Below are 21,192 nucleotides of genomic sequence, written 5' to 3' on the forward strand. Positions count from 1 at the left end.
ACATAGAAAACGACGTCAGCCCGTTCTCACGGGACTGTCGCACTCACCTTTCACCATTCAGTAAGGGTTTGATGATGTCTTTCATTAACCACACCAGGGATGGGCAACCGCAGCCAGCCGCCACGCCTTCGTTGCTGGCTGCCTGTATTGCTATGGCATTGATGCCAGCCGTCAGTTTCGCCGCCTCTGCAACCGAAGATACCGTGGTTGTCGAGGGCGGTTTTGATAACGCACAGGACCCGTCCAGCAGTCAGGATACGGACTACAGCGTTAAGACCACCACCACGGGGACGAAACTGTTACTGGTTCCCCGCGATATTCCGCAGTCCGTCAGCGTCATTAGCCAGCAGCGTATGGCAGATCAGAATCTGCAATCCCTCGGCCAGGTGTTAACTAACACCACCGGCGTCACCGCGCAGGTACAGGACAGCGACCGGACGGTATTTTACTCGCGCGGCTTCTTTGTCAGTAACTATGCGTATGATGATCTGCCAACCTCCATCAGCGAAGTATGGAACTTTGGCGACACCGCCGCCGATACCGCCATTTACGATCGTATTGAAGTGGTACGCGGCGCAACCGGCCTGATGTCCGGCACGGGAAATCCCGCCGCCTACGTCAACATGGTACGTAAGCATGCAGACAGCAATGAATTTAAAGGCAATGTCTCCGCCAGTTACGGTAGCTGGGACAAACAACGCTACGTGCTGGATCTGCAGGCTCCGCTGGTAGAGTCGGGTAACGTGCGCGGTCGTCTTATTACGGGTTATCAGGACAACGACAGTTTTGTTGATAACTACCACTACCGCAAAAAGTTCCTCTATGGCGTGGTCGATGCGGACGTGACTGACAGCACCACCCTGTCTGTGGGCTATGAATATCAGGAAAGCGATACCGATAACCCAACCTGGGGCGGCCTGCCAACCTGGTACAGCGATGGCAGCAAAACCCATTACAACCGCAGCCAGACCGTTGCACCAGACTGGGCTTATTCAGATAAAGACAACACCCGTATTTTCGCCAACTTCACCCAACGCTTCGACAACGGCTGGGAAGCCCACATCAACGGCATGCATGCCGACACCAACTTCGACAGCAAACTGATGTATATGTCCGGCTACCCGGATAAAGAGACCGGTGCGGGTATGGTCGGATATGGCGGCTGGAACCGCGGTGAACGTAAGCAGGATGCGGTGGATGCCTTCCTGCGCGGCGGTTTCGATCTTTTCGGTCGCCAGCATGAGATGATGTTTGGCGGTAGCTTCAGCCGCCAGCGTAACCACTATGACAACACCATGCCGGACGCGCTGTACGGCATGGTTGACGTGGGTAACTTCAAAAACTGGAACGGGAATATCGCCGATCCGCAGTGGACCCCCTGGAAGCTTTACAGTCAGGATGATATCCGCCAGTCTTCGGCCTATACCTCAGCCCGCTTCTCGCTTGCCGATCCGCTATCTCTGATCCTCGGTGCGCGTTATACCCATTACAACATTCGCTATAACCCGGCGGGCTCCCCGGACACCCGCCTGGAAAGCAGTAAGGATGATGTAACGCCATATGCGGGCCTTGTTTATGATATCAATGAAGACTGGTCAACCTACGTCAGTTATACCTCCATCTTCCAGCCTCAGGACAAACGTGACGCCAGCGGCCGCTACCTGGACCCGACAACGGGGAAAAGCTATGAAGCCGGGGTGAAAGCAGACTGGTTTAGTACGCGCCTGACCACCTCGCTCGCCCTCTTCCGCATTGAGCAGGATAATGTGGCGAATAATACCTACACCTACATGCCCAGCGGCGAGTCAATTTATGAATCTCTGGATGGGGTCGTCAGTAAAGGGATCGAGTTCGAGCTAAACGGCGCCCTGACCGATAACTGGCAGCTGACCTTCGGCGCAACCCGCTACATTGCTGAAGACAAGCGCGGCAACGCGGTAAGTTCCGATCAGCCTCGTACCACAATGAAACTCTTTACCCGTTATCAACTGCCCATGCTACCTGCACTGGCAGTGGGCGGGGGGGTGAACTGGCAGAATAAAGTCTGGAACGATGTAGATGGCGGCCCGGCAGGTCGATCACGTGCAGAACAAGGCAGCTACGCGCTGGTTAACCTGTTCAGCCGGTATCAGGTGACTAAAGATTTTGCTGTCCAGGCTAACATCAACAACCTGTTCGACAAAGAGTATTACGACTACGTCGGCTCTTATGTGGTATATGGCGCGCCGCTGAACGTCTCTGTAAGCGCGAGCTACGACTTCTGAATGTTCAGCCGCTACCCGGCATAACAAAACTGCAGGCATAAAAAAGGCAGCCATTCGGCTGCCTTAGTCTCCCCAGGTCACAGCTTAGCTGTTGCGGATGTATTCATCCATTTCGGTTTTCAGGTTATCGGATTTGGTACCGAAGATTGCCTGAACACCAGAACCTGCAACAACCACACCCGCTGCGCCCAGTTTTTTCAGACCCGGCAGGTCTACTTTCGCAACATCGGCAACGCTCACACGCAGACGAGTGATACACGCGTCCAGGTTAGTGATGTTCTCTTTACCGCCGAATGCTGCAACCAGTGCCGGAGCCATTTCGCTGGTCGCGCCTGCTTTGCTGTCTTCTGTTGCATCTTCACGACCTGGCGTTTTCAGGTCCAGTGCTTTGATCAGCACGCGGAAGATGGTGTAGTAAACAACGGCGTAGCACGCACCCACGATTGGGAACAGCCACAGTTTGCTGCTGTTACCGGACAGAACGATGAAGTCGATCAGGCCGTGTGAGAAGGACGTACCGTCACGCATACCCAGCAGGATACAGATTGGGAACGCCAGACCCGCCAGAATCGCGTGGATAACGTACAGGATCGGCGCAACGAACATGAAGGAGAACTCGATCGGCTCGGTGATACCGGTCAGGAACGAGGTCAGCGCTGCGGAGATCATGATACCGCCCACTTTTGCACGGTTCTCTGGTTTAGCAGAGTGCCAGATTGCAATTGCCGCGGCTGGCAGACCATACATTTTGAACAGGAAGCCACCAGACAGTTTACCTGCAGTTGGGTCACCCGCCATATAACGTGGGATATCACCGTGGAACACCTGACCTGCTGCGTTGGTGAATTCACCAATCTGCATCTGGAATGGAACGTTCCAGATGTGGTGCAGACCAAATGGCACCAGGCAACGCTCGATGAAGCCGTAGATACCAAACGCCACAACCGGGTTCTGATAAGCAGCCCACTGAGAGAAGGTCTGGATTGCCGTACCGATTGGTGGCCAGATGAAGGACAGGATCACACCCGTGAAAATCGCTGCCAGACCAGAGATGATCGGAACGAAACGCTTGCCCGCGAAGAAGCCCAGATACTCAGGCAGCTTGATGCGATAGAAGCGGTTAAACATATACGCTGCAATCGCACCGGAGATGATACCGCCCAGAACACCGGTATCCGCCAGGTGTTTCGCTGCGATCTCTTCAGCAGGTAAATGCAGAACCAGCGGTGCAACCACAGCCATGGTTTTCACCATGATGCCGTAGGCAACCACAGAAGCCAGCGCAGAAACGCCGTCGTTATTGGTGAAGCCCAGAGCAACACCGATAGCGAAGATCAGTGGCATGTTAGCAAAGACAGAACCGCCTGCTTCGGCCATTACGTGGGACACTACGGCTGGCAGCCAGCTGAAGTTTGCAGAACCGACACCCAGCAGGATACCTGCGATAGGCAGTACGGATACTGGCAGCATCAGCGATTTACCGACCTTTTGCAGGTTAGCAAATGCATTCTTAAACATAATTGAGAGTGCTCCTGAGTATTTGTGCTTTTTTTACGCTTTCACGCATTGGCCCGGGGGGAGTACCGTGCCGTGGACAGGACATCTAAGCGCCCTTTATTTATTACACAGAGTAAAATAATTCCCTCTGAGTTTGTTTGACGGCTATCACGTTTCAGCTTAAGACGGTCGAAAAACTTTCAGTTATTTACAAAAAGCATTTCTGGATGTGTCTAAAAACACCATCACCGCCCCAAATGAGGCGGTGAACTTTACTCGTTTTATCTATTAATTACGAGCCTAAAAAAAACAGGTGTATCAAACAGATTGCAGGCGGGCGGGGTCAATATGGAACAGTGTAGAGAAGTTTTCCGTCGTGACGCGGGCCAGCTCTTCGATACTGACGCCCTTCAGAACGGCCATGTATTCAGCCACGTCTCTCGTCATTGCTGGCTGGTTTTCTTTACCGCGATGCGGTACCGGAGCCAGATAAGGAGAGTCTGTTTCCACCAGAATACGATCGAGCGGAACATAACGCGCAGCATCGCGAAGCTGCTCAGCGTTACGGAACGTCACGATCCCGGAAAACGAGATATAAAACCCTAAATCAAGCAGTTTTCCCGCCGTTTCTCTGTCTTCTGTGAAACAGTGTAGTACGCCACCGCAATCCGTCACGTTTTCTTCCCTGAGGATCGCCAGGGTATCGGCGCGGGCATCGCGGGTATGAACGATAACCGGTTTGTTAAGCTCACGGCCAATGCGAATGTGATGGCGGAAGGACTCCTGCTGACGCGCCATGGTCTCCGGCGTGTAGTAATAATCCAGCCCGGTTTCCCCCATCGCGACCACGCCCTCTTCGGCCGCCAGACGACGTAACTCCTCGACGTCGTATGCTTCATCCTGATTGAGCGGATGCACGCCACAGGAAAAGACCACATTAGGGCGAACGCCCACCAGCTCACGCATGGTGCGATAGCCCGGCAGCGTGGTAGCCACCGCAAGGCAAAATTTCACATCGCGGGCGGCGGCTTTAGCCAGCACGTCGTCCACGTCTTTATGCAGGGATTGATAATCCAGGCCATCGAGATGGCAGTGTGAGTCGACTAAAAACATAATGTCTCTCTCAGAGATGGGAAACAGGCGGAGTAACGCCTGGTTGCAGGTAATGTTCGATACGCAATAACTGGTCGGTCAGTACAAGCTCGCGATTAAGACCGGTTACCGTTAAAAGTTGTTCGCGGCTCTGGCAAGTATCGTGCAGGATCGCACGCAACGTGGCGCCAGGCAGACGATTCGCCAGCGTGTTTACCAGTGGCCAGACATCGGGATTGGTCAGCAGCGTGGCCCCCTGCTGGATCTTGAGGGCATCCAGAAGTAAGGCAGCCAGCCAGTGCAGACGCTCGGCAGCCTGATCGCTGTTAAGTGCAGGCAGTACGCTCAACCAGTCACCGCTCTCCAGCGCAGAGGCAACGGCGCGGCAAAGCGCTTCTCGTTGCGACCAGACGTCCGCCTGCAGCAGAGCCAGCGCCGCGGCAGGTGCGCCGCTGCTGAGGCGCAATGCGGACAACGCGCTATCCTGTGACGTTGTCACCTCACGCTCCAGCCAGCTCAGCGCCCACGATTCCTGGGGAGTCGCAAGGTGATGAAGCCGACACCGACTGCGTAACGTCGCCAGTAATCGACCCGGATCGCGGCATGACAGGAAGAACCACGTTTTTTCCGGTGGCTCCTCCAGCGTTTTAAGCAGCGCGTTTGCCGCCGCCTCGGTAAGCAACGCCGCGTCTTTCAGCCAGACGACTTTTGCGCCACCCAGTCGTGCGTGCTCGTATAATTTTTCACTGACTTCACGCACGGCATCGATACCGAGCGCACTTTTGCCCTTCTCCGGCTCCAGCGTGTAATAGTCAGGATGCGTGCCCGCCTGCATCAGCTGGCAGCCGCGGCATTTACCGCAGCTTTTGTGACCTTCTGGCTGCTGGCACATCAGAAAACGGGTGATGGCGTAGATCAATGCATCTTCACCCATGCCCGGCAATGCCTGAATCAGTAACGCATGATGCCCCCGTCCGGCCTGATAGCTGGCGATCAGCTGTTCAAAGTGCGGGCGCAACCATGGGTACCATTTCATGCCTGTTGCTCCTGTAGCCAGTGTTTGACAGTTTCCTCAATGGAACGGGTCACCTCTTCCAGGGACTGCGTCGCATCAATGGTGCGAATGGAACTGTCCTGACTGGCGAGTTCAAGATAACGCGCGCGGGTGCGATTAAAGAAGTCGAGCGACTCTTGCTCAATGCGATCCAGCTCGCCGCGCGCGCGCGCGCGCTTCAGGCCCACTTCCGGCGTTACATCCAGATACAGCGTCAGATCGGGGCGGAAATCCCCTAATACTGCATCACGCAACGTTGCCAGCATTGTCTGGTCAATTCCGCGTCCCCCGCCCTGATACGCCTGAGTCGACAGATCGTGACGGTCGCCAATGACCCACTTGCCAGCGGCCAGAGCCGGTTTGATGACCGTCTCTACCAACTGCACGCGAGCGGCATAGAACATCAGCACTTCGGCTTTGTCAGTGATAACTTCATCGCCCACGGATTTGATATCCAGCACCAGGCTGCGCAGCTTTTCAGCCAGCTGCGTACCGCCGGGTTCACGGGTAAACACCATGTCCGCAACGCCGAGCGTTTTCAGCGTTTCGATTACCACGCTGCGGGCTGTGGTTTTACCGGCTCCTTCGAGTCCCTCAATGACAATGTATTTACTGCGCATTTTTTTCCTTAAGTGCCTTCAGATAATCCTGAACGGAGCGATTATGGCTGGCAAGGTTGGTGTTAAAGGTATGCCCCCCTTTTCCATCAGCCACAAAGTAGAGATACGGTGTTTTTGCCGGATGCGCGGCCGCCTTAAGCGAGGCTTCGCTCGGCGTGGCAATCGGGCCTGGCGGCAGGCCGCTAATAACGTAGGTATTATACGCCGTCGGCGTCTCCAGATCTTTTCGTGAAATCTTGCCGCTGTAGTTCTCACCCATTCCGTAAATCACGGTAGGGTCAGTTTGCAGACGCATGCCAATGCGCAGTCGGTTGATAAAGACCGACGCCACCTGGTCGCGCTCTGAAGCCACCGCGGTCTCTTTCTCAATAATTGAGGCCATGGTGACAAACTGGTTTTGATCTTTATACGGCAGGCCATCGGCGCGCCCTTCCCACGCAGACTCCACCGCCGCGACCATTTTTTTGTGCGCACGCTTCAGGATCGCCACATCGGTTGTTCCGGCTGTATACATCCAGGTGTCCGGCCAGAACCAGCCTTCAACCCACTCGGGATGTTCAAATTCAAGTACCGCGGCAACCGTCTGGTAACTGTCATCTTTTAGCGTGTGTTTAATATACGGCGCATCACGCAGCTGTTTGAGGTAATCGCTAAGGCGCATCCCTTCAACAAACCGCAGCGGGAACTGCGCTTCTTTGCCGCTTTCCAGCAGCTGCAGCATCTCTCTGACGGTCATCCCGGGCGTGAAACGATAGGTGCCAGCTTTAAAATGAGACAGCTCAGGTTCCACACGCAATAACCACTGGAACACGCGTGGACGATTAATTATTTTATCGCCATAAAGCTGTTCACCGAGCGCCAGTCGCCCGGTTCCCGCTTTCAGGGTAAAGATCGTTTCGTCCTTAATCAGGATCTTACTGTCCGCCAGCTGGCGAACTTTCCACATTCCCGCGCCGCCAGCGATACCCAGCGCAACGATTAGAAGGAGGACAAAGCGCAACATTTTCTTCATGACTATCTGGTTTGCTCACATATCGGGGCTAAAAAAGAGAACAGCTCGCGCGATGGCAAGCAAATTTGACCATAAGCGCGGACAGGTATAACCGGCATCAGCGCGTTGCAAATAACGATTTCATCTGCTGCCTGCAACGCCTCTTCGCGTGCGTTAACTTCGACAACGTGAAAGTCAGAGCGTGCCAGTTGCTGCAAACAAAACTGACGCATGATACCGTTGACTCCCGCCTGTTCCAGCGAAGGCGTGAAAACAGTGTTGCCCTGCCGCCAGAATAAATTAGCCGCACAGCATTCCGTAATGAACCCTTCGCTGTCAAGAACCAGCGCTTCATCGGCTGCCGTCTGCTCAAGATGAATACGGATTAGCACCTGCTCAAGACGATTGAGATGTTTTATCCCGGCAAGCATGGGGTTTCTTCCCAGACGTACCGGGCTGAGCGTCAGGGTAACGCCCTCTTCACGCCAGCGCGTATACTGGGCAGGATACGCAGAAGCCGACAGGATCCGGGTGGGATGTTGGCAACTGGCACCGCTATAACCCCGTCCACCGCTGCCGCGGCTGATAATGACCTTGAGTACCCCACTGGGCTTTCCGGACGCAAGATGGCGCATTTCCTGGCGCAACGTGTCCCATTGCGTAAAGGGGATCAGTAACGTTTTGCAGGCCGTTTGCAGACGACGTATATGCGCATCCAGCAGACACACGTCGCCATCCGCAATGCGCGCCGTGGTAAAGCAGCCATCACCAAACTGAGTCGCCCTGTCGCTGGCAGGCAGAGATTCTTGCTCAAGGCCATTGATTAAAAACATGGTGGCTCCTTATGCGTGGGCGTTTAGTCTGGCAGGATGTCGTGCAGCCGACAAGAAGATTAGCCTGAATAAAAAAGGCCCGACAAGCGGACCTTTTTTCACAGCCATAGGGTACGCAGACTCAGATCTTTTTGAAGATCAGAGAACCGTTAGTACCGCCAAAGCCGAAGGAGTTACACAGGGTGTACTCCATTCCACTCACCTGGCGCGCTTCGTGAGGAACGAAGTCCAGATCGCAACCTTCATCCGGGTTATCCAGGTTGATGGTTGGCGGAACAGCCTGGTCGCGCAGCGCAAGAATAGAGTAAATAGACTCTACTGCCCCCGCCGCACCCAACAGGTGACCGGTCATGGATTTTGTGGAACTGACCAGTACGCGGCTGGCAGATTCACCGAAGATAGACTTAACAGCCTGAGCTTCTGCTTTATCGCCCGCAGGGGTAGAGGTACCGTGTGCGTTAACGTAGCCGATTTGCGCTGGGGTAATACCCGCATCGCGAATCGCGTTTTCCATGGCCAGCGCGGCGCCCGCACCATTTTCTGGCGGTGACGTCATGTGATAGGCATCGCTGCTCATACCAAAGCCAACGACTTCAGCATAAATTTTCGCGCCACGTTTTTTCGCATGTTCGTACTCTTCCAGAACGAGCATACCTGCACCATCGCCCAGCACGAAACCGTCACGGTCTTTGTCCCAAGGACGGCTTGCCGCCTGAGGATTATCGTTGCGGGTAGACAGCGCGCGCGCAGCACCAAAGCCACCCACGCCAAGCGGGGTACTGGCTTTTTCAGCACCGCCCGCCACCATAGCATCTGCATCGCCGTACGCAATCATACGCGCGGCCTGGCCGATGTTATGCACGCCAGAGGTACATGCGGTCGCGATAGAAATGCTTGGCCCACGCAGACCGAACATGATGGTCAGGTGACCCGCCACCATATTAACAATCGTGGACGGAACGAAGAACGGGCTGATTTTACGCGGTCCGCCATTCATGAGAGATGAATGGTTTTCCTCGATCAGACCAAGACCGCCAATCCCGGAGCCAATAGCGGCACCGATACGGGTTGCGTTCTCTTCCGTAATTTCAAGGCCAGAATCCTGCATGGCCTGAACGCCAGCGACAATTCCATATTGAATGAAGGCATCCATCTTGCGCTGTTCTTTGCGCGAGATGATCTCTTCACAGTTAAAATCCTTTACTAAGCCAGCAAATTTCGTTGCATAGGCGCTAGTATCGAAATGGTCGATTAGGCTGATGCCGCTCTGACCGGCAAGGAGAGCTTTCCAGGTGGACTCTACGGTATTGCCGACAGGAGACAACATGCCAAGTCCGGTCACAACTACACGACGCTTAGACACGTTTGTCCTCCAGGGAGGGATAAAAAAAGAGATTCGTGGGACTAAAAAAGATAAAACTCAGGCGGTCGAATGACCGCCTGGAGATGTTCACTTACGCCTGGTGGCCGTTGATGTAATCAATGGCAGCCTGAACGGTGGTGATCTTCTCAGCTTCTTCGTCCGGAATCTCAGTATCAAACTCTTCTTCCAGAGCCATTACCAGCTCAACGGTGTCAAGAGAATCTGCGCCCAGGTCTTCAACGAAGGAAGCGGAGTTCACAACTTCTTCCTGCTTAACGCCCAGCTGTTCGCCGATAATTTTCTTAACGCGTTCTTCGATAGTGCTCATACTCTTAAATTTCCTATCAAAACTCGCTTTCGCGATGGTTTTCGTAGTGTATAAAATGTTGAAAAATTTGCAACTAAATCCCGGCAGGTCTTACCACGATTTTACGTTATTTTGAGGCCAATCCCCCCAATAACGCAAATATTTTCGATCGTGATTAAACCATATACATCCCGCCGTTGACGTGGAGGGTTTCACCAGTGATGTAACCCGCTTCGTCAGAGGCTAAAAATGCAACCGCGCTGGCAATTTCTTTAGGGTCGCCTAAGCGGCCCGCAGGAACAGCTGCCAGCGTACCCGCACGCTGCTCATCAGTCAGCGCACGCGTCATGTCCGTTTCAATAAAGCCCGGAGCAACAACGTTTACAGTAATCCCGCGGGACGCGACTTCACGCGCCAGCGACTTACTGAAACCAATCAGACCTGCTTTCGCCGCAGCGTAGTTAGCCTGACCAGCATTTCCCATGGTACCAACCACAGAACCGACAGTGATAATACGACCATGACGCTTTTTCATCATAGCGCGCATTACCGCTTTTGACAGACGGAATACAGATGACAGGTTGGTTTCGATAATATCGTTCCACTCGTCGTCTTTCATTCGCATCAACAGGTTATCGCGAGTGATCCCGGCATTATTGACCAGAATATCCACTTCGCCAAACTCTGCGCGAATATTTTCCAGAACAGATTCGATAGATGCAGGTTCGGTCACATTCAGTACCAGACCTTTACCGTTCGCACCCAGATAATCGCTGATGGCCTTCGCGCCATTCTCGCTGGTTGCTGTACCAATCACTTTCGCGCCGCGCGCGGCCAGTGTTTCAGCAATTGCACGCCCGATACCGCGGCTTGCGCCAGTGACCAGGGCAATTTTTCCTTCAAAACTCATGGTATTCCTCTTTTATTGCGAGAGTGCCGCTTCAATGGCTTCCGGCTCGTTAATCGCCGAGGCAGTCAGGGTGTCAACAATACGTTTTGTCAAACCAGTCAGGACTTTCCCTGGGCCGACTTCGTACAGGTGCTCAACGCCCTGAGAGGCCATAAACTCAACGGTTTTGGTCCACTGTACCGGGCTATAGAGCTGACGAACCAGCGCGTCACGGATAGCCTCCGGCGTGGTTTCACATTTCACATCGACGTTGTTCACAACGGAAATCGTCGGTGCGTTAAAGGTAATTTTTTCCAGTTCAACCGCCAGCTTGTCAGCAGCAGGTTTCATCAGCGCACAGTGGGACGGAACACTCACTGGCAGCGGCAGCGCACGTTTCGCGCCCGCGGCTTTACAGGCTGCACCTGCACGTTCAACCGCTTCTTTATGACCGGCGATAACCACCTGGCCTGGCGAGTTGAAGTTAACCGGTGAAACCACCTGACCTTCTGCTGATTCTTCACACGCTTTTGCGATGGAAGCATCGTCGAGACCGATGATCGCAGACATGCCGCCCGTGCCTTCTGGCACCGCTTCCTGCATGAATTTACCACGCAGTTCTACCAGGCGTACCGCGTCAGCAAAGGCGATCACACCGGCACAGACCAGTGCAGAGTATTCACCCAGGCTATGGCCCGCGAGCAGGGTTGGCGCTTTGCCGCCCTTCTGCTGCCAGACGCGCCACAGCGCAACGGAAGCGGTCAGCAGTGCTGGCTGAGTCTGCCAGGTTTTGTTCAGCTCTTCGGCCGGACCTTGTTGGGTCAGCGCCCATAAATCATAACCCAGCGCATCGGAAGCTTCACGGAAAGTCTCTTCGATTACCGGATAGTTTGCTGCCATTTCAGACAACATCCCAACGGTTTGAGAGCCCTGACCCGGAAACACAAAAGCAAATTGCGTCATCTTTTAATCCTTATCCTAGAAACGAACCAGCGCGGAACCCCAGGTGAACCCGCCACCGAAGGCTTCAAGCAAGACCAACTGGCCCCGTTTGATTCGTCCGTCACGTACCGCTTCATCAAAGGCGCACGGTACTGACGCCGCAGAGGTATTGCCGTGGCGATCGAGCGTCACCACAACGTTATCCATCGACATGCCCAGCTTTTTCGCGGTTGCACTGATAATACGCAGGTTCGCCTGATGCGGCACCAGCCAGTCGAGTGCGGTGCGCTCAAGGCCATTCGCCTCCAGCGTTTCATCAACAATGTGGGCCAGTTCCGTCACCGCGACCTTAAACACTTCGTTACCTGCCATGGTCAGATAGATAGAGCTGTCCGGATTCACACGGTCGGCATTAGGCAGCGTTAACAGTTCGCCATAGCTACCGTCAGCATGCAGATGCGTGGAGATGATGCCCGGCTCTTCAGACTGACCCAGCAGTACGGCACCCGCACCATCACCAAAAATAATGATCGTTCCGCGATCGGTTGGATCGCAGGTACGCGCCAGCACGTCAGCACCGATCACCAACGCATACTTCACCGCGCCGGATTTTACATACTGATCGGCAACGCTCAATGCATAGGTGAAACCTGCGCAGGCTGCGGCAACGTCAAACGCCGGGCAGCCTTTAATACCGAGCATATTCTGCACCTGGCACGCTGCGCTTGGGAAAGCATGCGTGGCCGATGTTGTGGCAACCACGATCAAACCAATCTGATCTTTATCGATGCCCGCCATCTCGATAGCACGCTGTGCGGCTTCGTAACCCATGGTGGACACGGTTTCGTCTGGCGCGGCGATACGACGTTCACGGATACCTGTGCGCGTGACAATCCACTCGTCAGACGTATCTACCATTTTTTCCAGATCGGCGTTGGTTCGCACTTGTGTTGGCAGATAGCTGCCGGTACCAATAATCTTCGTATACATGTACGCTCAGTCACTTTTAGCTAATACAGATTCCAGGCGAGCGGCAATCCGCTGAGGGACTTGTCGCTGCACCGCCTGCACTGCCTGTTCAATGGCGACAGTAAATGCTCGCTGATTGGCGGCACCGTGACTCTTGATCACAATGCCGCGCAATCCTAACAGACAGGCGCCATTATACTGGTCGGGGTTGAGGTGACTGAATCGCCGCGTCAGGCTTTTTTGTAACCAACGCTTTAATAAAATCAGCCACCAGGCGCTTTTTTTACCTTCTCCCTGCGATTTGAGGAGAGAAAGGAACATTCGCACAACCCCTTCCATGGTCTTCAACGTCACGTTTCCAGTGAAGCCATCACACACCAGAACATCCGTTTTCCCCGTCAGCAACTCATTGGCTTCGAGATAACCAATATAGTTGATGGAGGGAACCTGTTTAAGCAATTCGGCAGCCTCACGAATGCTGTCCAGGCCTTTGGTCTCTTCTTCACCTATGTTCAGTAACGCAACACGGGGAGTCTTGATCCCGACCACTTCTTCTGCCAGCACCGACCCCATCACGGCAAACTGAGCCAGCATTGTACTATCACAATCGACGTTAGCGCCCAGATCGAGCACCACCGTTTTGCCCTTTTGCTGATGCGGGAGTACCGTCACCAGCGCCGGACGCTCAATGCCCTCAATAGGCTTGAGCAGTAATTTCGACAGCCCCATCAGCGCGCCGGTATTCCCCGCGCTGACGCAGGCCTGCGCACGTCCTTCTTTTACCAGCTCCAGCGCCATTCGCATAGAGCTGCCACGGCTATTGCGAATCGCCTGCGATGGCCGGGCATCACTGGCAATAACTGACTGCGCAGGAATAATCTGCAGACGTGAACGTTGTTCGAAGTCAGCTTTTGCAAGTAATGGCGTGATTGTGTCGGGATTGCCGACTAAAAGAAGTGTGAGTTGCGAATTAGAATTCAGTGCCTGCAATGCTGCAGGCACTGTCACGGAAGGCCCAAAATCTCCTCCCATGACATCTAACGCCAGGGTTAGACGTGTCAAGGTATCGTCGCAGCCTGGTTCGGTAAATTCCCCGTTTGCACGGGGAGTTCCTCACTAAGCCTAATCACGCAAACGCGTGATTACTTAGTGATAACCTTGCGGCCGCGGTAGAAACCGTCAGCAGTGATGTGGTGACGCAGGTGTTTCTCACCAGAAGTCTTGTCTACAGACAGGCTGGTAACTGCAGTCAGCGCGTCATGGGAACGACGCATGCCACGTTTGGAACGGGTTGGTTTATTCTGTTGTACGGCCATGGACCTTACTCCTCAATTACTTACGCTTTAAGCTGGCTAATACGGCAAATGGGTTTGGTTTTTGCGCTTCATCAGGCAGTTCCCCAAAGACCATGTCCGCCTCGGACACTTCACAGTGTTCAGAATCATGCACCGGAACCACTGGCAAGGTGAGGATGATTTCATCTTCAACCAGAGCCAGAAGATCGATTTCACCGAATTCGTTAACCTCAATCGGCTCATACGCTTCCGGGAGTGCCTCAGCCTGTTCGTCAGAACGAACCGGACTGAAACAATACGTTGTGTGAACGTGCTGTGTGAACGGTTTCCCGCAACGCTGACATTCGAGCGTTACCGTCACCTTTGCATCACCGGTTAAAACGGCAAGGCGCTGGTTATCGATAGCGAACGACATGGAGCATTCCACATCACTGTCCACACTGACTACGGATTCGGCAATACGCTCAGCCTGATCGGAAGTATAGATACCTTCGTAATCGAGGCGTTTTTGAGCCGTACGAACCGGATCAAGAGTCAGGGGTAATTTTACCTTTTGCATAGGGCGCGCATATTAACTTTGTAACGTCATATAGTCAAAGAAAAAGGCAACCAGGGCTGCCTTTTGCCAATTATTCGCACACATTGCGGCCTGTAGTTTAAAATGGCTGGCATCGATACGCTATATCTGGTGATAAAAATATGCCAAATCTCGTTCTCGCTTCCACTTCTCCCTACCGCCGAATGTTGCTGGAAAAGCTCGGGATCCCGTTTGTGTGTGCCGCGCCGGACGTTGACGAGACGCCACAACCTGGCGAGTCGCCGCGTCATTTAGTAACGCGTCTGGCGAAAGAGAAAGCACAATCGCTTGCCGCACAATACCCTTTGCATTTGATTATAGGCTCCGATCAGGTTTGCGTGCTGGATGGTGTCATCACCGGTAAGCCACACACCGAAGAGAATGCCTGTAAACAGCTTATGCAGGCGCGCGGCAATATTGTTACCTTTTATACCGGCCTCGCGCTCTACAACTCCGCCGTGGGCCACCTGCAGACCGAATGCGAACCGTTTGATGTTCACTTCCGACACCTGAGCGAGCAAGAAATCACTGATTATGTGCGTCGTGAACGGCCTCTCAACTGCGCCGGCAGTTTTAAAAGTGAAGGTCTTGGGATTGCGCTCTTCGAAAAGCTGGAGGGGCGTGATCCGAACACGCTGGTGGGCTTACCGCTGATTGCGCTGTGCCAGATGTTAAGACGCGAAGCGTGTAATCCGCTGACGGCGTGACCGTTGCAGCCTGATGCCCTCACCCCGGCCCTCTCCCACAGGGAGAGGGGGCAAACATTAAAAACGGCAATTCCGTTGCCGTTTAACTTTTACCTTAGCCGCGCAGAACTTTCAGGCAGCGTTTCAACTGCTCATCCAGCGGCGCTTCAATACGTATAGTCTCGCCGGTATTTGGATGGGTAAACTTCAGCGCTGCCGCATGCAGGAACAGACGCGACAGCCCCGTCCCCACCAGTTGCTTATCAAATTCCCTGTCGCCATAGCGATCGTCAAACGCAATCGGATGGCCCGCAAACTGGGTATGCACGCGAATCTGGTGGGTTCGGCCCGTCACCGGGCTACAGCGCACCAGGGTGGCAAACTCATAGCGCTCTTCTACTTTAAAGCGCGTCTCAGACGGTTTACCTTCCTGGCTGACGCGAACGATTCGCTCACCGCTTTGCAAAATATTTTTCAACAGCGGGGCCTGCACCACTTTCACGTGGGACTGCCACTGACCGCGCACCAGCGCCAGATAATCTTTCTGCATCCCTTTTTCGCGCAGTTGCTCGTGCAACGAGCGCAGGGCTGAACGTTTTTTGGCGACCAGCAGCACGCCAGAGGTGTCACGATCGAGACGGTGAACCAGTTCGAGGAAACGGGCTTCCGGGCGCAGCGCGCGCAGCCCTTCAATCACGCCGAAGCTGAGACCGCTGCCGCCGTGTACCGCCGTACCCGACGGTTTATTCAGCACCAGGATGTGGTCATCTTCATACAGGATCACATCACTCAGGGCGGCCACCTTCTGCAGCTTAGGAGACACGATCTCATCTTCACGTTCGGCAACACGCACCGGCGGGATACGCACTTCGTCACCGGCTTCGAGCTTATACTCAGGCTTCACGCGTTTTTTGTTAACCCGCACCTCGCCCTTACGCAGGATGCGGTAAATCATGCTTTTTGGTACCCCTTTCAGCTGGGTGCGCAAAAAGTTATCGATACGTTGCCCCGCTTCATCATCGGCGATAGCAACCATTTTTACGGCTGGAGTCTCTGTTTTCATGGTTGGCGATTCTAAATATCGTCAGGCATTAGCGCCACTCATTTTTCTATGCTTATATTTACTTTTATCCGGCCTGCCCCGGTTTCGCGCAATCGATTTGGTGGTTATTAAACCAATCACCATCCTGAAGTGAAGAAACTGTGAGTAACCGGGTGATAATTGGTAAAAGTCATCTTGCTATAACCCGGCGAGCAGTGGAATAATGAAGCCGTTTTCCGCGTTAAATCCGGGTTTTGTAAGGATGTCGACGGAATGACCAATTTTGTCTGACCGATCATCCACGCAGCAATGGCGTAAGACGTATTGATCTTTCAGGCAGTTAGCGGGCTGCGGGTTGCAGTACTTCCCGGTATAAGGATTGTTCTCTGGAGAGTTCTACCCAGGCAATTCCCCTGATAATTGCGCTGTGTTTCCGTATGAAACACAGGCAACCGACACTCTGCGCCTCTTAAGCGAGCGACAACCGTGAGGTTGGCGACGTGAATAGACACGAGGCCATCGGTTCATACCCCGGAAAGCGTCACCTTGCCCGCAGCTTTGTCGTCAATGTAAGAATAACGAGTAAGTTACGATGAAAAGAATGTTAATCAACGCAACTCAGCAAGAAGAGTTGCGTGTCGCCCTTGTGGATGGGCAGCGCCTGTACGATCTGGATATCGAAAGTCCTGGACACGAACAGAAAAAAGCGAACATTTACAAAGGTAAAATCACCCGCATTGAACCAAGCCTTGAGGCTGCATTTGTCGATTACGGTGCTGAGCGTCATGGTTTCCTCCCTCTGAAAGAAATCGCCCGCGAATATTTCCCTGCTAACTACAACGCTCATGGCCGTCCGAATATCAAAGATGTTCTGCGTGAAGGTCAGGAAGTGATTGTTCAGATTGATAAAGAAGAGCGCGGCAACAAAGGTGCCGCACTGACAACCTTTATCAGCCTGGCAGGAAGTTATCTGGTACTGATGCCAAACAACCCGCGTGCGGGTGGTATCTCTCGCCGTATCGAAGGCGATGACCGTACCGAACTGAAAGAAGCGCTGGCCAGTCTTGAACTGCCGGATGGCATGGGTCTTATCGTGCGTACCGCCGGTGTGGGCAAATCTGCCGAAGCGCTGCAGTGGGACTTAAGCTTCCGTCTGAAGCACTGGGAAGCTATCCAGAAAGCAGCAGAAAGCCGCCCTGCTCCGTTCCTGATCCACCAGGAAAGTAACGTTATTGTACGTGCCTTCCGCGACTATCTGCGTCAGGATATCGGTGAAATTCTCATCGACAACCCGAAAGTGCTTGAGCTGGCTCGCCAGCACATCGCCGCACTGGGTCGTCCGGACTTCACCAGCAAAATCAAACTGTACACCGGTGAAATCCCGCTTTTCAGCCACTATCAGATTGAATCCCAGATTGAGTCCGCCTTCCAGCGTGAAGTGCGTCTGCCATCCGGCGGTTCTATCGTTATCGATACCACAGAAGCGCTGACCGCTATCGACATCAACTCCGCACGTGCGACGCGCGGCGGCGATATCGAAGAGACCGCCTTCAACACCAACCTTGAAGCCGCTGATGAAATCGCCCGCCAGCTCCGCCTGCGCGACCTGGGTGGTCTGATTGTTATCGACTTTATCGACATGACCCCTGTTCGTCACCAGCGTGCAGTTGAAAACCGTCTGCGCGAAGCGGTGCGCCAGGATCGTGCGCGTATCCAGATTAGCCATATTTCACGCTTCGGCCTGCTGGAGATGTCCCGCCAGCGCCTGAGCCCGTCTCTGGGCGAATCCAGCCATCACGTTTGCCCGCGCTGCTCCGGTACCGGGACCGTTCGTGATAACGAATCTCTGTCTCTCTCTATTCTGCGTCTGATTGAAGAAGAAGCGCTGAAAGAGAACACCAAAGAGGTTCACGCCATTGTTCCGGTGCCAATTGCTTCCTACCTGCTGAACGAAAAACGTGCCGCGGTGAGTGCCATTGAAGCGCGCCAGGGCGGCGTTCGCTGCATCATCGTGCCAAACGACCAGATGGAAACGCCGCACTATCACGTGCTGCGTGTCCGTAAAGGCGAAGAGACCAGCACGCTCAGCTACCTGCTGCCGAAGCTGCATGAAGAAGAGATGGCGCTGCCATCTGATGAAGAGCCAGCCGAGCGTAAACTGCCAGAGCAGCCTGCGTTAGCGACCTTCATCATGCCGGAAGCTCCGCCAGAAAGTGCCCTGGAAAAACCAGCGGCTAAACCTGCGGCACAAAAACCGGCAGTGGCGGCAAAAGCCGAGCCAGCACAACCGGGTCTGCTGAGCCGTTTCTTTGGCGCGCTGAAGAAAATGTTCGCAGGTGAAGAAGTTCAGCCAGAGCAGCCGAAAGAAGAACCTAAAGCGGCTAAACCTGAGCGTCAACAGGACCGTCGTAAGCGTCAGAACAACCGCCGCGATCGTAATGACCGCAGCGACCGTAACGAGCGTCGTGACAACCGTTCGGACAACAATGAAGGCCGTGAGCAACGCGAAGACAACCGTCGCAACCGTCGCGAGAAACAACAGCAGAACGTTGAAGATCGTGAAATTCGCCAGCAGGCGGGCGATGAGTCCGAGAAGAGCAAACAGCGCGACGAGCAGCAGCCTCGCCGTGAGCGTAACCGTCGCCGTAACGACGAAAAACGCCAGGCGCAGCAGGACGTTAAAAACCTGAATCGCGAAGAGCCTGCTGAGCAGCAGGAGACCGAGCAGGAAGAACGTACTCAGGTTATGCCACGTCGTAAGCAGCGCCAGCTGTCTCAGAAAGTGCGCGTCGGTGCTGTTCAGGCAGAAGAAACCGCAGCTGTCGCAGCCGAAGTGACAGAAACCACAACGGGCACGCAGGTTGCGAAAGTTGACCTCCCGGCCGTCGTGGAAAATCAGGTAGAGCAGGATGAAAACGGTGAAAACCGTGACAACGCGGGTATGCCGCGTCGCTCGCGCCGTTCTCCGCGTCATCTGCGCGTGAGCGGTCAGCGTCGTCGTCGCTACCGTGACGAGCGTTACCCAACGCAGTCGCCAATGCCAATGACCGTGGCGTGCGCGTCACCTGAAATGGCATCCGGTAAAGTCTGGATCCGCTACCCTGTTGCTCGCCCGGAACAGGCTGTTGAAGAACAGGCAGTGACCGAAGAGGTGATTGCACCAGCACCAGCAGCAGCGGTAGAAGAGGTTGTAACGGAAGCGGCAAACGTGGTTGAACCACAGGTTGTTGAAACTGAAGCACCTCACGCTGTGGACGTCGAAACCACCCATCCAGAAGTGATTGCCGCGCCGGTTGATGCCGCGCCGCAGCTTATTGCCGAAGAAGATGCCGTGGTGGCTGAAGAAGTCGCTGAAGAGGCTGAACCTGTAGCCGCAGTGGAAGAAACCGCTGAAACCATCGTTGAAACCACGACCGAAGAGGTTGTGCAGGACGTTGAGATTCAGGTTGAACCTGTTGTTGAAGAAGCGAAAGCGCCGGAAGTGAAACCCGAGCCGGTGAAGGTTGCCGTCGCGCCTGCGCACGTTGCCACAGCACCGATGACTCGCGCCCCTGCGCCTGAGTATGTGCCTGAAGCACCGCGTCACAGCGACTGGGTTCGCCCGGAGTTCAACTTCGAAGGTAAAGGTGCTGCCGGTGGTCACAGTGCTACGCACAAGGCTACTGCACCAGCAACCCGTCCGCAGTCAGTTGAATAACGCACGCTAAGTGTGAAAGCCGACCTTCGGGTCGGCTTTTTTATGGCTGCTGTAGCGGCTTTCTCATTCCAGTGACCTCCGGCATGATCTGCCGCATCAACTCCAGAAAACGCCGCAAGCGCGCCGGATAGTAACGGGACCAGGGGTAAACCAGATGCACCGGTAACGCCGCCGGCTGCCACTCGGGAAGTAAATGCACCAGCCGCCCTTCCCGAATATCCTCCTGCACTGTCCAGCTTGATACCACCGCCACGCCAAGCCCGGTGAGAGCCGTATTACGTGCGACATACAGACTGTCGGTACTGAGGCGGGGAGTAATCGCCACGCGCGCGGTGGCTGGCGAGGCATCGTGAAAAAGCTCCACATGGCGCTGGTAGAAAGAGCTGATGGCTATCCAGGGAAGCTGCTGCAAATCTTCCGGGGTGTTAACCGCCGGAAAACGGGCCAGCAATGCCGGAGAAGCCACCACTGAGCGCGGCACCTCAGCCAGCAGCACGGACACGGTCGCCGGGTCAACCTCGACGCCCACCCGAATCGCACAGTCAAGGTTGTCGCCGAGGAAGTCAGCCGACCGGTCGTTGAGCATCCACTCAATAGAAAGCTGCGGATAACGCTGCAGAAATTCGGTTAACGGTTTCAGGAGCTGATCCTGACCAAACGCGTGCGGGGCGCGTACCCGCAGGACGCCTACCGGTTCGTCTTCTGTCTGCCCTACCTCATCTTCCAGTGCCAGCCAGCTGTCAATCACCCGACGGGCGTGCTGATAGCAGCGCTCGCCGTCATCCGTCAGACGCGTCGTGTGGGTAGTGCGCAATATCAGGCGCACACCGAGCATCGTCTCAAGCGACTGCAACCGTCGGCTCACCGTGGCCTGGGTGGTTGCCAGCTGCCGTGCCGCCGCAGAGAGGGATCCGGCCTCAACAATACGAACAAACGTGCGCATTAACTCCACCCTGTCTATACGCTCAATTCTTTTAATCATCTCTTTGCCTATACGCTAAACGTATAAGCGTTTTACCACCGGGCCCGCTACCGCTGCAAGGCATGCTGATAAAAAATAGCCACACACGATGA

The 21,192-nt window shown here is 54.4% G+C and carries 19 protein-coding genes; 3 read left to right on the forward strand and 16 right to left on the reverse strand.

Annotation, left to right across the window (positions count from 1 at the left end; genetic code table 11):
* The first annotated feature begins 74 nt into the window (after positions 1-74).
* Positions 75-2,264, forward strand: coding sequence for a ferric-rhodotorulic acid/ferric-coprogen receptor FhuE (fhuE, locus tag ACOTX3_RS00120; protein ID WP_048971490.1), 2,190 nt, complete (start codon positions 75-77; stop codon positions 2,262-2,264).
* An 84-nt stretch (positions 2,265-2,348) separates the two neighbouring features.
* On the opposite strand, the gene ptsG is transcribed toward fhuE, so the two are convergent.
* The 14 genes from ptsG to yceD form a co-directional block, all read right to left on the reverse strand.
* Positions 2,349-3,782 carry a PTS glucose transporter subunit IIBC gene (gene ptsG, locus ACOTX3_RS00125; RefSeq protein WP_058679149.1) on the reverse strand — a complete coding sequence of 478 codons (1,434 nt, stop codon included), beginning with the start codon at positions 3,780-3,782 and terminating at the stop codon, positions 2,349-2,351.
* A 297-nt stretch (positions 3,783-4,079) separates the two neighbouring features.
* Positions 4,080-4,874, reverse strand: coding sequence for a metal-dependent hydrolase (locus tag ACOTX3_RS00130; RefSeq protein WP_020689599.1), 795 nt, complete (start codon positions 4,872-4,874; stop codon positions 4,080-4,082).
* Between the two features lie 10 nt (positions 4,875-4,884).
* On the reverse strand, positions 4,885-5,889 hold the full coding sequence (holB, locus tag ACOTX3_RS00135) for a DNA polymerase III subunit delta' (protein ID WP_023621897.1): 1,005 nt from the start codon (positions 5,887-5,889) through the stop codon (positions 4,885-4,887).
* Positions 5,886-6,527 carry a dTMP kinase gene (gene tmk, locus ACOTX3_RS00140; protein ID WP_058679150.1) on the reverse strand — a complete coding sequence of 214 codons (642 nt, stop codon included), beginning with the start codon at positions 6,525-6,527 and terminating at the stop codon, positions 5,886-5,888. The genes holB and tmk overlap by 4 nt, the downstream gene beginning before the upstream one ends.
* The gene (gene yceG / locus ACOTX3_RS00145; RefSeq protein ID WP_038979809.1) at positions 6,517-7,539 is read right to left on the reverse strand and encodes a cell division protein YceG; all 1,023 of its coding nucleotides are present in this window, start codon (positions 7,537-7,539) and stop codon (positions 6,517-6,519) included. The genes tmk and yceG overlap by 11 nt, the downstream gene beginning before the upstream one ends.
* A gap of 2 nt (positions 7,540-7,541) precedes the next feature.
* Complete coding sequence (gene pabC / locus ACOTX3_RS00150; protein WP_058679151.1) at positions 7,542-8,351, reverse strand: aminodeoxychorismate lyase; 810 nt, start codon at positions 8,349-8,351, stop codon at positions 7,542-7,544.
* A 121-nt stretch (positions 8,352-8,472) separates the two neighbouring features.
* The gene (gene fabF, locus ACOTX3_RS00155) at positions 8,473-9,714 is read right to left on the reverse strand and encodes a beta-ketoacyl-ACP synthase II (protein WP_028028098.1); all 1,242 of its coding nucleotides are present in this window, start codon (positions 9,712-9,714) and stop codon (positions 8,473-8,475) included.
* Between the two features lie 91 nt (positions 9,715-9,805).
* Positions 9,806-10,042, reverse strand: coding sequence for an acyl carrier protein (gene acpP / locus ACOTX3_RS00160; protein WP_003857954.1), 237 nt, complete (start codon positions 10,040-10,042; stop codon positions 9,806-9,808).
* Positions 10,043-10,196: 154 nt separating this feature from the next.
* The gene (gene fabG / locus ACOTX3_RS00165) at positions 10,197-10,931 is read right to left on the reverse strand and encodes a 3-oxoacyl-ACP reductase FabG (RefSeq protein WP_013097120.1); all 735 of its coding nucleotides are present in this window, start codon (positions 10,929-10,931) and stop codon (positions 10,197-10,199) included.
* 12 nt (positions 10,932-10,943) lie between these two features.
* Positions 10,944-11,873: an ACP S-malonyltransferase gene (gene fabD, locus ACOTX3_RS00170; RefSeq protein WP_023621900.1), complete on the reverse strand. Its 930-nt coding sequence runs from the start codon at positions 11,871-11,873 to the stop codon at positions 10,944-10,946.
* A 15-nt stretch (positions 11,874-11,888) separates the two neighbouring features.
* Entirely contained in the window at positions 11,889-12,842 is a 954-nt protein-coding gene (locus tag ACOTX3_RS00175; RefSeq protein WP_013097122.1) for a beta-ketoacyl-ACP synthase III, read from the reverse strand.
* Between the two features lie 6 nt (positions 12,843-12,848).
* Positions 12,849-13,883, reverse strand: a complete 1,035-nt coding sequence (gene plsX, locus ACOTX3_RS00180; protein WP_060578773.1) for a phosphate acyltransferase PlsX — start codon at positions 13,881-13,883, stop codon at positions 12,849-12,851.
* An 80-nt stretch (positions 13,884-13,963) separates the two neighbouring features.
* Positions 13,964-14,137, reverse strand: a complete 174-nt coding sequence (gene rpmF, locus ACOTX3_RS00185) for a 50S ribosomal protein L32 (RefSeq protein WP_003857964.1) — start codon at positions 14,135-14,137, stop codon at positions 13,964-13,966.
* A 16-nt stretch (positions 14,138-14,153) separates the two neighbouring features.
* Positions 14,154-14,675 carry a 23S rRNA accumulation protein YceD gene (yceD, locus tag ACOTX3_RS00190; protein ID WP_013097124.1) on the reverse strand — a complete coding sequence of 174 codons (522 nt, stop codon included), beginning with the start codon at positions 14,673-14,675 and terminating at the stop codon, positions 14,154-14,156.
* Between the two features lie 140 nt (positions 14,676-14,815).
* On the opposite strand from yceD, the gene ACOTX3_RS00195 reads away from it, so the two are divergent.
* Positions 14,816-15,400: a Maf family protein gene (locus tag ACOTX3_RS00195; protein ID WP_058679153.1), complete on the forward strand. Its 585-nt coding sequence runs from the start codon at positions 14,816-14,818 to the stop codon at positions 15,398-15,400.
* Between the two features lie 94 nt (positions 15,401-15,494).
* On the opposite strand, the gene rluC is transcribed toward ACOTX3_RS00195, so the two are convergent.
* Positions 15,495-16,442 carry a 23S rRNA pseudouridine(955/2504/2580) synthase RluC gene (rluC, locus tag ACOTX3_RS00200; RefSeq protein ID WP_038419104.1) on the reverse strand — a complete coding sequence of 316 codons (948 nt, stop codon included), beginning with the start codon at positions 16,440-16,442 and terminating at the stop codon, positions 15,495-15,497.
* 571 nt (positions 16,443-17,013) lie between these two features.
* On the opposite strand from rluC, the gene rne reads away from it, so the two are divergent.
* The gene (rne, locus tag ACOTX3_RS00205; protein WP_040019482.1) at positions 17,014-20,118 is read left to right on the forward strand and encodes a ribonuclease E; all 3,105 of its coding nucleotides are present in this window, start codon (positions 17,014-17,016) and stop codon (positions 20,116-20,118) included.
* A gap of 40 nt (positions 20,119-20,158) precedes the next feature.
* On the opposite strand, the gene ACOTX3_RS00210 is transcribed toward rne, so the two are convergent.
* Positions 20,159-21,061, reverse strand: a complete 903-nt coding sequence (locus tag ACOTX3_RS00210) for a LysR family transcriptional regulator (RefSeq protein ID WP_013097129.1) — start codon at positions 21,059-21,061, stop codon at positions 20,159-20,161.
* Between the last annotated feature and the right edge of the window lie 131 nt (positions 21,062-21,192).

Source organism: Enterobacter cloacae complex sp. IR5384 (genome assembly GCF_049237265.1).
In the GTDB taxonomy this organism is placed as follows: domain Bacteria; phylum Pseudomonadota; class Gammaproteobacteria; order Enterobacterales; family Enterobacteriaceae; genus Enterobacter; species Enterobacter cloacae.